The organism is Spirillospora sp. NPDC048819 (assembly GCF_040650055.1).
Taxonomy (GTDB): domain Bacteria; phylum Actinomycetota; class Actinomycetes; order Streptosporangiales; family Streptosporangiaceae; genus Spirillospora.
This window is the reverse complement of record NZ_JBEZGN010000026.1, coordinates 129,473-142,787: the sequence shown is the minus strand read 5'-3', so window position 1 is coordinate 142,787 and position 13,315 is coordinate 129,473. Positions and strand designations below refer to the sequence as shown.

Sequence of the window (13,315 nt, the reverse complement as noted above, 5' to 3'; positions counted from 1 at the left end):
GCCGACGCCATCAAGCCCACGCCCGCACATGCCACTACCAGCGACAACAGACCCAAAGAAACTGAAGATCACGACTTACCGCTGGAGTACTAGGCCGGGCCAGATTGCCTCGTTCTCAAAGGACGTCGGACAGCAGCATGAAGTCGGCGACGAACCGGGTGATCCCGCCGTCGGCGTCGCGTCCGATGAACGTCGGGTAGGCGCCGTCGCCCCAGCCGGCGCCGACCACCGACAGGTTGGCTCCGGTCGCGGGGTCGACCACGGCCGTCACATATCCCGGGACGGGCTTCTGAGGCAGCGGTCTGGGGATGAAGACGGACTCGACCCGGCCGAAGTCCCATCGCCCCAGGGCTTCGCACGACTCCGCGTCCGTGATGGTCGCGCGGCCGGAGTCGACCCCGAAGCCGACGTAATCGTCCTCGGCCTCGAGGTCGCCGATCGACTCGTCCTCGGTGCAGGCCATTTCCCACGCCACTGTCGGGGCCTCGCTCACCCGCAACTCCAGCGCCGCATTGCGGCGATCGACTTCCTTGCCACGCTTGCGCAGGACCGCGACCCACGCGTACATCGGATAGGTGCCCGGCGGAATGGTCACGGCGAAAGGATTGTCATCGGGAGTCGGGTAGCCGTCGGCGGCGACGATGCGTCCCGTCGGCAGCACGGCGGGGGCGAGCGCCCTGGACTCGATGGTGAACTCGGTCTTCCTTCTGGTCTGGCGGTGTCCGTCGACCAGGAGGGTGTTGAGGTCGGGCGCGTAAGGCATCCTCAGATCATGCCGTGTACACTCGCACATGGTCGACGAACATGTCCATCGGAAGCGCCCCGGCGTTGATGCGCTTCTTCTCGTTGATTTCCCGGACGTACATGACGAGCGGCTTCGGATCCGCCGCTTCCACGGGGTCCCTGTAGCTTCGGTACGGCTTGCCGTCGATGTAGAGGACGACCTTTCCGGCCCGGCGTTCGAGGCCATAGATGTGGAAGCCGTCGTCGAGTGGACCATGGGCCCGGCCGATGTGCTGGACGTCGGCGCCGGAGTGCCGGATGACGGAGTCGGCGTTCGCTTCCGTGCCGGTCATTTTGGCGCGGACCTCGGTGTAGGAATCTGCGCCGATGACGAACCTGGATCGCACGACCCCCGAATGGACGGGACCTTTTCCGGACGGATTGCGGCCGAGCCGGAGGCGGAGCAGGCCGTCCGATACCTGGGCGTTCTCGTCGGCGAACTTCACCTGCGTCATCGGGTCGTTCCGGTACTCCTTCACCCACTTCGCCGTGTCCAGGAAGCCGCCGTCGAATTCGTCGGTCTTCGCCGGGTCGAGCCTCCAGCCGACGCCGGGCGGAAGCATCGTCTCGCGCTCGGCGTCGAATCCGAGGGCCGACGCCTTACTGCTCGCCGCGGCCATGACACCGGCGGCCCCCGCCGCCGCGACCATCCCCAGAAAGCGCCGCCGGTCGATCCTCCTCGCAACCCCGCGCATCACGTCCTCCCGGTTTCCCCTATTCGGGTTTGATGGATCTGCCGGCCCGGGAGTTCGCGGGGCTGCCCGGTTCGCGGGCTGCCCGGGGACTCCGGTGCGGCTGCGGCGCTGGTCCGTGAAGCGTGGTTCGTGGTGAATTTGCCGGCCGGTCGTCTCCGACGCCGTAGGCTGCATGGGTGACTGAGAAGTTGTGGCAGATCGAGCCGTCCGGGCCGTTGCGCGGTGACGTCACCGTGCGGGGGGCGAAGAACGCGGTCAGTAAGCACATGGTCGCGGCGATGCTGGGGGACGGGCCGAGCACGATCGGCAATGCGCCCGACGTCGGTGAGGTCGGGATCACGGCGGGCATGCTGGAGCACGTCGGGATGACGGTGGAGCGGGCGAACGGCGACGTGACCGTCGTGCCGGGGCCGGTGACGGATCCGAGTGTGGGCAAGGCGTTCACCGGGTTGAACCGCATCCCGATCCTGATGCTCGGGCCGCTGCTGCATCGGGCGGGTGAGGCGTTCGTGCCGCTGGTCGGCGGTGACCCGATCGGCAGGCGGCCGGTGGATTTCCACGTGGACGCGCTGAGGGCGTTCGGGGCCGAGATGACGCACGCGCCCGATGGGATCCACGCGCGGGCGTCGCGGCTGGTGGGGGCGCGGATCGAGCTTCCGTATCCGAGTGTCGGCGCCACCGAGACGGTGCTGCTGGCGGCGGTGCGGGCCGAGGGTAAGACCGTCATCCGCAACGCGGCCACCGAGCCGGAGATCATCGAGCTGGCGTTGTTCCTGCAGCGGATGGGGGCGCGCATCTCGTTCGCGCCGGACCGCCGGATCGTGGTGGAGGGCGTCGAGCGGCTGAGCGGCGCGTTGACCCGGCTGGAGGGCGACCGGATCGAGGCGTTCTCCTACCTGGTGGCGGGGCTGGTCACCCGGGGGGAGGTGCGGGTGCACGGGTGCCCGCAGGACCGTCTCGTCACGGCGATCACGACGCTGACCAGGATGGGCGCGGAGTTCGAGATCACCGATGACTGGATCATGGCGTCGGCGCCGGACGGGCTGAGTCCCGCGGCCGTGCAGACCGACACGCATCCCGGGTTCGCGACGGACTGGCAGACGCCCCTGATGGTGCTGTTCACCCAGGCGGACGGGATGTCCGTGCTGCACGAGACCGTGTACGAGAACAGGCTCGCGTACGTCCCGGCGCTCCAGAGCATGGGCGCGGAGATCGAGGTCTACGACACCTGCCTGGGCGGGCCCGCGTGCCGGTACCACGACACGGCGGCTCTGCATTCGGCCGTCGTGCGGGGAGTGAGCAAGCTCCGCGGCGGGGACGTGACCATGCCCGACATCCGGGCCGGGTTCTCGGCGGTGCTGGCGGCGGCGGTGGCCGAAGGGCCGTCCACGCTGCGGGGCGTGCACCACATCGAGCGCGGCTACCACCGGCCGGTGGAGCAGTTCCGGGCGCTGGGGCTCGCGCTGCGGGCGGGTTAGCCGGGGGTTCTGACGGTCGCGGCCGTGCTCGGCCAGGTGAACGTGAGTGCTCCGCCGACGGGGAGGCCGCGCCAGAGCGGCGCCAGCTCGTCCAGGCGCTCCAGGATGCGGTCGACGACGGGCGCGTCCTCGGGCGGGATCTGCCTCCGTTGGGCCCACGCGGGCGTCTGGGCTCCGGCGCGGCGCCTCCAGGCGATGTCGCACAGGCCCGCGAAGTGCTCGGACCTGGCCATGTCGCTGTGGTCCGACCTGCCGAGGGACGCCTCGCGCTTCTTCAGCCTGCGCTGCTCCCGGGCCCGGCGGCGCGGGTCGCCCGGCGTCTCGGTCGTCGCCGCGAAGCCGCCGCCGCCCGCCGCGGCCCGCCCGTAGACGCCGGACGACAGCCCCAGCTCCGCCTCGGCCAGGTAGTGGACGAGGTCGTGCGGGATGTTCTCGTCGTACCCGGGGGCGGGGTCCATCCGGCGAGGATGCCGGCCGGGGAGGGAGACGACGGTCGCGTACCGGCGTTCACCCGTGCGTTCGAAGGCGACGTCCATGCCGTCAGGTTAGGCCGGACGATTCGCCGGCGCATTCCCATTTCCGGCGCACCACGGTGGATTTGATCAGCGGCGTGGGAGGGACGCGATCGTGGCCTTCGACCGGCTAGAAGACTCTTTGCTTACCTGGTGACGGCCGAAACCTGCAAGACGGATGCTGAGGCGAGGGCCACGCTGGAGTCATGAACCTGAACAAGGCATCGGACTTCATGGCCATGCACGCGCGTACGCTCGACCGGCGCCGCTTCGAGCTCCTGACGGGCGAGGGCGACCAGGACGCGCTGCTCGCCGCACTGAACGCCTACCGGAACCCCGACGGCGGTTACGGTCACGGCCTTGAGCCGGACCTCCGGTCGAGGACGAGCCAGCCGGGTCCCGCGCTGCACGCGTTCGAGGTCTTCGAGGAACTGGGCCCCGCCACCGTCCCCGAGGCCGTCGCCCTTTGCGACTGGCTGGAATCGGTGACGCTGCCCGACGGCGGCCTGCCGTTCGGCCTGCACGTCCCCGACCCGGCCGGCTGCGCGCCGTTCTGGGCGGGCGCCGATCCGGGGACGTCCTCGCTGCAGATCACGGCGGTGGTCGCGGCGACGGCGCAGCGCGTCGCCGCCCACGACGAGGCGGTGGCCGGGCATCCCTGGCTCGCCCGCGCCACCCGCTACTGCCTCGACGCCGCGCGGGCGAAGGGCGAACTGCACGCACTGGAGCTGGCCTTCAGCCTGTGGCTGGCCGACGCCGTCCACGACACCGAGGTCATCGAGCTCCTCGGCAGGCAGATCCCGGAGAACGGCCGCGTCCACGTCCAGGGCGGGCTGGAGGACGAGATGATGCGGCCGCTCGACTTCGCGCCGTACCCGGACCGTCCCGTCCGGGCCCTCTTCGCGCGGGAGATCCTGGCCGCGGAGCTGCGGAGTCTCGACGAGCAGCAGCAGGCCGACGGAGGCTGGCTCGTCGACTTCGTCAGCTACTCTCCCGCCGCGGAGCTGGAGTGGCGCGGCTACGCGACCGTCCGGGCCGTCTCCATCCTCACCCGCGACACGGCACGCTGAAACGTGGGGGGGCCGCGCGGCGCGTCCGGTGGCGGGGCGTGCGCCATGGGATGCTGGTGACGCAGGTCACTGACGCTCCGACGGCACCGGAGGCTCCCGATGGACAACGGCGTTGGCCGCACAGCCCTCACCCCGCTCGCGTTCCTGAAGCGGTCGGCGGACGTGTTCCCCGGTAAGACCGCCTATGCCTACGGCGACCGGCGCGTCACCTACGAGGAGTTCGCCGCGGAGGCGACCCGGCTCGCGAACGCGCTGCGGGCATCGGGGATCGGGCCGGGGGACCGGGTGGCGTATCTGGCGCCGAACGTTCCGGAGCTGCTGGTGGCGCACTTCGGGGTGCCGCTCGCCGGGGCCGTCCTCGTCGCGATCAACACTCGGCTGGCCCCGGAGGAGATCCGCTACATCCTCGGCCACTCGGGGGCGAAGGCGCTGGTCGTGGACGCGGGCCTGCATCCGTCCGTGGCGCCGCTCGCGGGCGCCCTGCCCGAGGTCGTCACCATCCCGGCCACCGGCGTCCGGCCCGACCCGGCGGTCGGCGGCGCCGCCTACGGCGAGCTGATGGCGCGCGGTTCGGACGACCCGCTGCCCTGGGAGGTCGACGACGAGGACGCCGCCATCTCGATCAACTACACGTCCGGCACGACGGGGCGGCCGAAGGGCGTCGTCTACACGCACCGCGGCGCGTACCTGAACGCGCTCGGCGAGGTGACGCACTCGCGGCACACGCCCGACAGCGTCTATCTGTGGACGCTGCCGATGTTCCACTGCAACGGCTGGTGCACGCCGTGGGCGCTCGCCGCGATCGGCGGGACGCAGGTGTGCCTGCGCGCCGTCGCCGCCGGTGAGGTGTGGCGGCTCATCGACACCGAGGGCGTCACGCACCTCAACGGCGCGCCGACCGTGCTGGTGACGATCGCGAACGCGGCGGAGGCGCATCCGCTGGAGCGGCCCCTGACCGTCACGACCGCGGGTGCGCCGCCGAGCCCCACGATCATCGGGCAGATGGAAGGGCTCGGCGCGGACATCGTCCACGTGTACGGGCTGACGGAGACCTACGGGCCGTACTCGGTGTGCGAGCCGCAGCCCGGATGGCCGGCTCTGGCCGCGTCCGACCGGGCCCGGCTGCTGGCCCGGCAGGGCGTCGGCATGATCCAGACCGACGGGCTGCGCGTCGTCGACGACGCCATGGACGACGTCCCGGCGGACGGGGAGACCCTCGGCGAGATCGTCATGCGGGGCAACAACGTCATGAAGGGCTACCACCGGGACGAGGAGGCGACCGCGAAGGCGTTCCGGGGCGGCTGGTTCCACTCCGGCGACCTCGGCGTCCGCCACCCGGACGGCTACGTCGAGCTGCGCGACCGGTCCAAGGACATCATCATCTCCGGCGGCGAGAACATCTCGACGGTGGAGGTGGAGCGCGCGATCGACTCCCATCCGGCCGTGCTGGAGGTCGCCGTCGTCGCGGTGCCCGACGACAAGTGGGGCGAGCGTCCCAAGGCGTTCGTGGTGCTCCGCGACGGGCACGCCGCGACCGGGGCCGAGCTGGTCGGGCACGTCAGGGAGAGCCTCGCCCGGTTCAAGGCGCCCGACTCGGTGGAGTTCGTGGCCGAGCTGCCGAAGACGTCCACCGGCAAGATCCAGAAGTTCCAGTTGCGGGAGAAGGAGTGGGCGGGCCGGGACCGCCGCGTCCAGGGCTGACGGGCGCCGGGGGAAACGCCGCGGAACGCCTGCCGTGCGGTGCGCCCGGCAGGTGAGGAGCGGCGGTTCCTGGGAAGTGTTCCCAAGGCGAGGGCCGGGCCCGGCCGCCGAGCGCGAGGAGGGAACGGGATGTCGCCCACCGGGAAGCCGACGGGGAACGTGCTGATCGTGGGGGCGGGCCCGACCGGTCTCCTGCTCGCGGGCGACCTGGCCGCGGCCGGGATCGCCTGCACGGTGCTGGAACGACGCGACGCCGAGACGAGCAACCTGACGCGGGCGTTCGCCGTGCACGCCCGCACGCTGGAGATGCTGGACGCGCGCGGCGTCGCGGACGAACTCGTCGCGACGGGCGAACGGGTCGGCGAGGTGCAGGTGCTGCGGACCACCAGCCTCGACCTTTCGCGGCTGCCGGGCCGCTTCCCGTACGTCCTGGTCACGCCGCAGTACGAGACCGAACGCGTGCTGCGGGAACGGGCGCTGGCCGCGGGCGCGGAGATCGTGCACGGCGCCGAGGTCGCCGGGCTGCGCCAGGACGCGGCGGGCGTCGACGTCGAGGTCCGGATGTCCGGCGGCGGCGCGCAGACCCGCCGCGCGTCCTATGTCGTCGGCGCCGACGGGGTCCGCAGCACCGTCCGGCGTGAGCTGGGGCTGCCGTTCCCCGGGCAGTCGGCCGTGCGGTCGGTGATGCTCGCCGACGTCCGGCTGCGGGAGCCGCCCGCAAGCGTTCTGACCGTCAACGCCGTCGGCGACGCGTTCGCGTTCCTGGCGCCGTTCGGGGACGGCTGGTACCGGGTGATCGCCTGGAATCGCCGCCACCAGGCGCCCGACTCCGACCCCGTCGACCTGGACGAGTTGCGGCAGGTCACGCGCCGCGCCCTCGGCACCGACCACGGCATGTACGGCCCGCGCTGGACGTCCCGGTTCCACAGCGACGAGCGGCAGGTGCCGAAGTACCGGGTGGGCCGGGTGTTCCTTGCGGGCGACGCCGCGCACGTCCATTCGCCGGCGGGCGGGCAGGGCATGAACACCGGGATGCAGGACGCCGCGAACCTCGGCTGGAAACTGGCGGCGGAACTGTGGGGCTGGGCCCCGTCGTGGCTGCTCGACAGCTACCACGAGGAGCGGCACCCGATCGGGCGGCTCGTCGTGCGCGGCAGCGGCGCGGTGCTGCGGTTCGTCCTCGCCGAGCCGCTCTGGCTGCGCAGGGCGCGCACCGCCGCGGCGTGGGCGGCGACCCACGCCCGCCCGGTCGCGCGGCGGCTGGCGGGCGCCGTGTCCGGCATCGACATCGCCTACCCGGCGCCGCGCGGCTCCCACCGCCTGACCGGCAGGCGCGCACCGGACGTCCCCCTGGCGGGGAGCCCCGGCCGGCTGTACCGGCTGCTCGGCGACGGCGTCTTCGTCCTGGTGGTCGCGGCGAACGACCCGGCGGTGACCTACCTGGCGACCAAGCGGTGGGCGGGGCGCGTGCACTGCGCCCTGGCGGGCGGCGCGACCCGCACGACGGCGCTGGTGCGGCCGGACGGCTACATCGCGTGGGCGACCGACGAGACGGCGCCCGACCGGCGGGCGGCGGCGATCCGCGACGCCCTGAACCAGTGGTGCGGGCAGCCCGCGGACCGGCCCGTCCACGAACCACATGCGGTCGACGGCGTCCCCGGTGACGACCCGGCCAGGGAAGGGCGGAGGACCTGACATGCCGGACGGCACGGGGGGCCGGAACGTGGCCCGCAAGCTGCTCGCCTCGCATCTGGCGGGCGGCGAGATGACACCGGGCGGCGAGATCGGGGTGCACGTCGACCAGACGCTCACCCAGGACGCGACCGGCACGATGGTCATGCTGGAACTGGAGGCCCTCGACCTGGACCGCGTCCGGACGGACGTGTCGGTCCAGTACGTCGACCACAACCTGCTGCAGGCCGATGAGCGCAACATGGCCGACCACATCTTCCTGCGGTCGGCGTGCCGCCGGTACGGGCTCTGGTACTCCAAGGCGGGCAACGGCGTCTCGCATCCGACGCACATGCAGCGGTTCGGGGTGCCGGGCGCCACGATGGCCGGCTCCGACTCGCACACCTGCGCGGCCGGGTCGCTCGGCATGCTCGCGATCGGCGTCGGCGGGCTGGAGGTCGCGATGGCGATGGCCGGGGAGCCGCTGCACATCACGATGCCGGAGATCTGGGGCGTGCGGCTGACGGGGGAGCTGCCGCCCTGGCTGAGCGCCAAGGACGTGATCCTGGAGATGCTGCGGCGGCACGGCGTGCGCGGCGGCGTCAACCGCATCATCGAGTACCACGGCCCCGGCCTGGCGTCGCTGACCGCGATGGACCGGCACGTCATCGCGAACATGGGCGCCGAGCTGGGCGCGACGACCACGGTGTTCCCGTCCGACGAGCGGGTCCTGGAGTTCCTGCGGGGCGAGGGGCGCGAGGATGCGTTCACCGAGATCCTCGCCGATCCTGACGCCTCCTACGACGTCGCCGAGGAGATCGACCTGGCGTCGCTGGAACCGCTGATCGCCCGGCCCGGCTCGCCCGGCGACGTGGTGCCGGTGCGTGAGGTGGCGGGGGAGGAGGTCCACCAGGTGGTCGTCGGGTCGTCGGCGAACCCGGGGCTGCGCGATTTCGCGTCCGTCGCGGCGATCGTCAAGGGCCGCCAGGTGCCGGCGCAGGTGTCGCTGGACGTCAACCCGACGTCCCGGCAGATCCTCCTCGACCTGACCCGGATGGGCGCGACCGCCGACCTCATCCAGGCGGGCGCGCGCATCCACCAGGCGGGTTGCCTCGGCTGCATCGGCATGGGGCAGGCGCCCGCGATCGGCCGCAACAGCCTGCGGACGTTCCCGCGCAACTTCTTCGGACGGTCCGGCACCGAGGACGACCTGGTCTGGCTCTGCTCGCCCGAGACCGCCGCGGCCGCCGCGCTGACCGGGCGGATCACCGACCCGCGCGACCTGGACATGGACCCGCCCGCCGTGCGGCTGCCGGAGAAGTCCAGCGTCAACCGCGAGATGCTCGAAGCCCCGCCGCCCGAGGACGAGGCGCGCACCGTCCGGCTGGACAAGGCGCCGAGCATCGGCGTCCTGCCCGAACTGGACCCCCTCCCGGACGAACTGGAGATCCCCGTCGTCATCAAGGTCGGCGACGACGTGTCCACCGACGAGATCCTCCAGGCGGGCGCGCAGGCCCTGCCGTACCGGAGCGACATCGCCAAGCTCGCGGACTTCGCGTTCACCCGGCTCGACGGGGGATATCCGGAGCGGGCACGCGCCACCGGGCCGCACGCCGTGGTCGGCGGCCGCAACTACGGGCAGGGGTCCTCGCGGGAGCACGCGGCGATCGCGCCCCGCCACCTCGGGCTCCGGCTCGTCCTGGCCCGCGGCTACGCGCGGATCCACTGGCAGAACCTCGTCAACTTCGGGATCCTGCCGCTCGAATTCGCCGACGACGCCGACTACGACCGCGTCGGGCAGGGGGACGTGCTGCGCGTCGAGAACGTCCGCGGCGCACTGGCGGCCGGGAACGAGGTCGAGGTCCGCAACGCCACCAAGGGCGAGACGTACCGGGCGCGTCACCGCCTGTCGGCGCGGCAGCGGGATCTGGTCGCCGCCGGCGGACAGATCCCGCTGCTCCGAGAACGCGCCCTCCGGGGGCGGTGAGCGCGGCGCCCGATCCGGGAGCGGCGCCCGATCAAGATCAGTAGCGGCGCTCCTCGCGGCCGTAGCCGAGCTCCTCGGCCACGTCGGCGACGTTCTCGTACTCGCGCCTGGGCAGTGTCCGCAGGGCGTCGACCGCCTCGTCGGGCGCGCCGCCCTCGGCCGCGTGCCGGATCAGCTCGTTCGGCCGCGCCGGGTACCGGACGCCGGTGAGCAGGCGGGCGAGGGCGCTGCGCCCCTCGACGTCCTGCGCGCTCATTCCGGGCGGGGAGCCCTCCCGTACTCCGGCGGCCGGCGCGGTCGGGTCCGCGGGGTGGTCGTCGGAGAAGGGCTCGGTCTCCTTGAACTCCTCGGCGCGCGTGGGATGGCCGCCGCTGACCATGCCCTGGGTCTCGCGGCCGATCTCCTCGTCCACCTTCGGGCCGTGCTTGTCGCTCTTGTCTGGCATCGTTCGTCCTCCCTGCCGCGCCTACCGCACAGAACGTTCCCGGGCGCACGTGCCCAAACATGGGGACCGGCCGCGCGGCGGGGGCGCGGTACGGTGTGGCGCATGCTGCCGCAGGAGGGCGTGAACGCCGTTCGGGTCGTGGTCGCCCTCCTGGTCGCGGGGGACTACGACGAGCTGGAGACGCTGACCGAGGGGCGCCGGCTGAGCGCGTCCGGCATGTCCGGCGCGATCGAGGGGCACGGGCTCGATCTGATCAGCCCGCCGGAGGACGCCTTCGACCGCATCGACGTGATCGGCGTCGAGCAGGCCGGCGCCGGGCGGCGGGCCTTCCGCGTGGCGTTCCCCTTGTGGACGGCGCAGGAGGGCCGCTCGGCCCTGGATCTGCGGCTCACGCTCAGCGAGGCCATGGACGGCGTGTGGACCGTGGAGCTGGACGGCATCGGCGCACGCTGACGCCCGGCCCCGGACGGAACGCCCGCAGCGGCGGGAGGCCCGCGGCGTCTCCCCGCGTCAGGACTGGGACAGGCGCATCATCCGCAGGACGCGCCGCACCAGCGACCGGGACGCGGCCTCGCCCGCCGCGTCCCGGTCGGGCGCCGTGTCCGCCCCGGCGGGACCCGCGGGCGGCGGGGCCGGCGGTTCCGCGGGCAGCTCGTAGTTGACCGGCAGCGACCGCAGGCCGCGCATCATCGGGGAGGACCGCCACGGAAGCTGGTCGGCGGGCAGCGCGAGCCGCAGCGCGGAGAACCGGTCGAACAGCCGCTCCACCGCGATCGTGGTGATGGTGGTGGCGAGGTCGCGGCCGATGCAGGCGTGCGGCCCGGCGCCCCAGGCCAGGTGCGCGCGCGAGCTGTAGATCGAGTCCGGGGCCATGGTGCCGGTGAACGCGGGGTCCAGGTGCGCGGCGGCGGGCGACAGCATGACCGGGTCTCCGGCCGCGATCTGGAACCGTCCGACGCGCACGTCGGTCTTCGGCCACCGGAACGTCAGGTTGGCCATCGGCGGGCTGCTGATCGCCGCCCGGTTGACCGCCTCCGGCAGCATCCCGGCGGAGATGCTGTCCCGGACCCCGGCGTCCCCGATGATCACTTCGGCGATGGTGTTGCAGATCAGCGTCCCGGTGTAGTCGCCGACCAGCCCGACCACCATGATCATCTCGCGGGTGAGCTCTTCGGCGGTCAGGTCGGGCACGGCGGCGAGCATGTAGGACGGCAGGTCCTCGCCGGGGACGGCCATCTTGGCGGCGCAGACGCCGGCGACCTCGGCGCCCAGCCGCGCCGCCGCCTCGGCGGCGTCCGGCCCGGCGTCCAGCATCCGCCACATGTCCATGATGATCTCGTCGCCGCGGCCGGACTCGGTGCCCAGCAGCCGGCCCACGATCATCAGCGGCAGCGGACGGGCGTACTGCGCGGACAGATCGGCCCATCCGCCGCGGCCGCCGTTCTCCGACAGCACCGTGATCAGCTCGTCGGCGTACCGCCGGATGTCGCGCTCCAGCTCCTTGGCCTGCGTCCGCGTGCGGTCCTGGAACGGGCGCAGGCCCTCGCTCCAGGCGCTGCGCAGCCGGGTGAGGTCGGCGCCGTCGCGGAACACCGAGTTGTCGACCTCGAAGGCGGGCAGCAGCGGCCAGTCGGCCGGGACGCGGCCCTCCCGGCGCGCCCGCCAGGAGTCGAGGCGCTTGCTCCAGATGCCCCGCGTGTCGCGCAGGATGTCGAGCGTCTGGGGGTAGCCGATGACGAGCCACGCCGGCACGCCGAGGACGTCCACCGGCGCGACCGGTCCGTACTCGGCGCGCAGCCGCTCGTAGAAGAGCGCGGGCCTGGATTCGTAGTCGCGGTTCACCAGCGGCTGGACGGCGAGCGACTCCAGCGGCGGGTGGGAGGGGGCGGGCTCTGTCTGCGGGGTCTGGGGCTCCACGGGCACAAACCCTAGGAGAGATCGTTCTACCCTGACCGCTTGATGACGAAATAACCTTAAATGATCTTCCCAGGGGGTGCAGATGGCCGCTTTACCTCGCGTATGTGAGGCTGGGGGTGCCACTACAAGAGCTGGAGGTCCGCATGGCCGACCCGTCAGGAGAACCAGAGGACGGCGAGAACGACGTGAAGCGCAGGTTCCGGGAAGCCCTGGAGCGCAAGCGCGGAGCGGCGGGCAAGAACACCGGCGCGTCCGGCAAGAGCGGCTCGAAGGTGCGCGGCAAGCACGCCCGCGCCGACCATCAGCGGCAGTTCCGCCGCAAGAGCGGCTGACGGGGCCGCCCCGACCATTGACCCCCGCGCACGTCGCGCGGGGGTCGACGCGCCGGCGCTCGCGTCAGCCCTGGTACAGCTTCTTCGCGTAGTTGGACTCGGAGTAGTACTGCTCCAGCTCCGCGACGCTCTTCCCGGCGTACCGGAGGTCGCCGACGATGCGGGCGTGCGACGGAAGCGCGTCCGGGTCCCAGGTGTCCGGCTTCCACAGCTTGGAGCGCATGAGCGCCTTGGCGCAGTGGAAGAAGATCTGCTCGATCTCCACGATCACCGCGAGGGCCGGGCGGTGGCCCTTGACGATCATGTCGTCGAAGAACGGCGCGTCCCGGACGAGCCGGGCGCGGCCGTTGATCCGCAGCGTCTCGCCGCGCCCGGGAATCAGGAAGATCAGCCCGATGCGCGGGTTGCTCAGGATGTTCATGAAGCCGTCGGCGCGGCGGTTGCCGGGCCGGTCCGGGACGGCGATCGTCGTGTCGTCGACGACGTGCACGAATCCGGGCGGGTCGCCCTTGGGGGAGACGTCGCAGTTGCCGTCCGCGTCGCTGGTGGAGATCAGGCAGAACGGGGACCGCGCGAGCCATTCCCTGTCCCAGGCGTGCAGCGTGACGCGCTCCTTGGCGGCCGCCACCGGCATCGGCGCGCCGAGAAGCTCGCGCAGCTCCTCCGGGGACGTGATCGGGGTGGACTCGGGGGCGAGCGTCATCGCCGCTCCTTCCGGGAGGGA

13 protein-coding genes are annotated in these 13,315 nt (G+C 72.4%); 7 read left to right on the top strand and 6 right to left on the bottom strand.

Going from position 1 to position 13,315, the window contains the following annotated elements:
• Window positions 1-115: 115 nt before the first annotated feature.
• Both AB0C35_RS29895 and AB0C35_RS29890 read right to left on the bottom strand, forming a co-directional pair.
• Entirely contained in the window at window positions 116-763 is a 648-nt protein-coding gene (locus AB0C35_RS29895) for a DUF4241 domain-containing protein (RefSeq protein ID WP_358462881.1), read from the bottom strand.
• Between the two features lie 7 nt (window positions 764-770).
• Window positions 771-1,478 (bottom strand): glycoside hydrolase family 16 protein, encoded by a 708-nt coding sequence (locus tag AB0C35_RS29890; protein WP_358462878.1) that lies wholly within the window; start codon window positions 1,476-1,478, stop codon window positions 771-773.
• A gap of 176 nt (window positions 1,479-1,654) precedes the next feature.
• Between AB0C35_RS29890 and murA the strand changes: the two genes are divergently transcribed.
• Window positions 1,655-2,956 (top strand): UDP-N-acetylglucosamine 1-carboxyvinyltransferase, encoded by a 1,302-nt coding sequence (gene murA, locus AB0C35_RS29885; protein WP_358462875.1) that lies wholly within the window; start codon window positions 1,655-1,657, stop codon window positions 2,954-2,956.
• On the opposite strand, the gene AB0C35_RS29880 is transcribed toward murA, so the two are convergent.
• Entirely contained in the window at window positions 2,953-3,492 is a 540-nt protein-coding gene (locus AB0C35_RS29880; protein ID WP_358462873.1) for a hypothetical protein, read from the bottom strand. The genes murA and AB0C35_RS29880 overlap by 4 nt on opposite strands.
• 182 nt (window positions 3,493-3,674) lie before the next feature.
• Here AB0C35_RS29880 and AB0C35_RS29875 point away from each other — a divergent pair, with 182 nt between their 5' ends.
• From AB0C35_RS29875 to AB0C35_RS29860, 4 genes are all read left to right on the top strand, one after another.
• Window positions 3,675-4,538 carry a hypothetical protein gene (locus tag AB0C35_RS29875; protein ID WP_358462870.1) on the top strand — a complete coding sequence of 288 codons (864 nt, stop codon included), beginning with the start codon at window positions 3,675-3,677 and terminating at the stop codon, window positions 4,536-4,538.
• Window positions 4,539-4,637: 99 nt separating this feature from the next.
• Entirely contained in the window at window positions 4,638-6,239 is a 1,602-nt protein-coding gene (locus AB0C35_RS29870; RefSeq protein WP_358462867.1) for an acyl--CoA ligase family protein, read from the top strand.
• A gap of 129 nt (window positions 6,240-6,368) precedes the next feature.
• Complete coding sequence (locus tag AB0C35_RS29865; RefSeq protein ID WP_358462864.1) at window positions 6,369-7,934, top strand: FAD-dependent monooxygenase; 1,566 nt, start codon at window positions 6,369-6,371, stop codon at window positions 7,932-7,934.
• 1 nt (window position 7,935) lies between these two features.
• Window positions 7,936-9,897, top strand: a complete 1,962-nt coding sequence (locus AB0C35_RS29860) for an aconitate hydratase (RefSeq protein ID WP_358462862.1) — start codon at window positions 7,936-7,938, stop codon at window positions 9,895-9,897.
• Between the two features lie 37 nt (window positions 9,898-9,934).
• On the opposite strand, the gene AB0C35_RS29855 is transcribed toward AB0C35_RS29860, so the two are convergent.
• Entirely contained in the window at window positions 9,935-10,342 is a 408-nt protein-coding gene (locus tag AB0C35_RS29855; protein WP_358462859.1) for a DUF2795 domain-containing protein, read from the bottom strand.
• A 102-nt stretch (window positions 10,343-10,444) separates the two neighbouring features.
• On the opposite strand from AB0C35_RS29855, the gene AB0C35_RS29850 reads away from it, so the two are divergent.
• Entirely contained in the window at window positions 10,445-10,795 is a 351-nt protein-coding gene (locus AB0C35_RS29850; RefSeq protein WP_358462856.1) for a hypothetical protein, read from the top strand.
• A gap of 57 nt (window positions 10,796-10,852) precedes the next feature.
• Here the strand turns inward: AB0C35_RS29850 and AB0C35_RS29845 are convergent, their stop codons facing one another.
• Entirely contained in the window at window positions 10,853-12,259 is a 1,407-nt protein-coding gene (locus tag AB0C35_RS29845; RefSeq protein ID WP_358462853.1) for a cytochrome P450, read from the bottom strand.
• Window positions 12,260-12,402: 143 nt separating this feature from the next.
• Here AB0C35_RS29845 and AB0C35_RS29840 point away from each other — a divergent pair, with 143 nt between their 5' ends.
• A complete protein-coding gene (locus tag AB0C35_RS29840) occupies window positions 12,403-12,591 on the top strand; it encodes a DUF5302 domain-containing protein (RefSeq protein WP_358462850.1) in 189 nt (62 codons plus the stop codon).
• Window positions 12,592-12,655: 64 nt separating this feature from the next.
• Here AB0C35_RS29840 and AB0C35_RS29835 read toward each other — a convergent pair whose 3' ends face one another.
• Window positions 12,656-13,294: a pyridoxamine 5'-phosphate oxidase family protein gene (locus AB0C35_RS29835; RefSeq protein ID WP_358462847.1), complete on the bottom strand. Its 639-nt coding sequence runs from the start codon at window positions 13,292-13,294 to the stop codon at window positions 12,656-12,658.
• Window positions 13,295-13,315 lie beyond the last annotated feature (21 nt).

Coding starts and splice junctions, on each gene's coding strand:
- AB0C35_RS29895 (WP_358462881.1), bottom strand. CDS start 763: ATGCCTTACGCGCCCGACCTCAACACCCTCCTGGTCGACGGACACCGC.
- AB0C35_RS29890 (WP_358462878.1), bottom strand. CDS start 1,478: ATGCGCGGGGTTGCGAGGAGGATCGACCGGCGGCGCTTTCTGGGGATG.
- AB0C35_RS29880 (WP_358462873.1), bottom strand. CDS start 3,492: ATGGACGTCGCCTTCGAACGCACGGGTGAACGCCGGTACGCGACCGTC.
- AB0C35_RS29875 (WP_358462870.1), top strand. CDS start 3,675: ATGAACCTGAACAAGGCATCGGACTTCATGGCCATGCACGCGCGTACG.
- AB0C35_RS29870 (WP_358462867.1), top strand. CDS start 4,638: ATGGACAACGGCGTTGGCCGCACAGCCCTCACCCCGCTCGCGTTCCTG.
- AB0C35_RS29865 (WP_358462864.1), top strand. CDS start 6,369: ATGTCGCCCACCGGGAAGCCGACGGGGAACGTGCTGATCGTGGGGGCG.
- AB0C35_RS29860 (WP_358462862.1), top strand. CDS start 7,936: ATGCCGGACGGCACGGGGGGCCGGAACGTGGCCCGCAAGCTGCTCGCC.
- AB0C35_RS29855 (WP_358462859.1), bottom strand. CDS start 10,342: ATGCCAGACAAGAGCGACAAGCACGGCCCGAAGGTGGACGAGGAGATC.
- AB0C35_RS29850 (WP_358462856.1), top strand. CDS start 10,445: ATGCTGCCGCAGGAGGGCGTGAACGCCGTTCGGGTCGTGGTCGCCCTC.
- AB0C35_RS29840 (WP_358462850.1), top strand. CDS start 12,403: ATGGCCGACCCGTCAGGAGAACCAGAGGACGGCGAGAACGACGTGAAG.
- AB0C35_RS29835 (WP_358462847.1), bottom strand. CDS start 13,294: ATGACGCTCGCCCCCGAGTCCACCCCGATCACGTCCCCGGAGGAGCTG.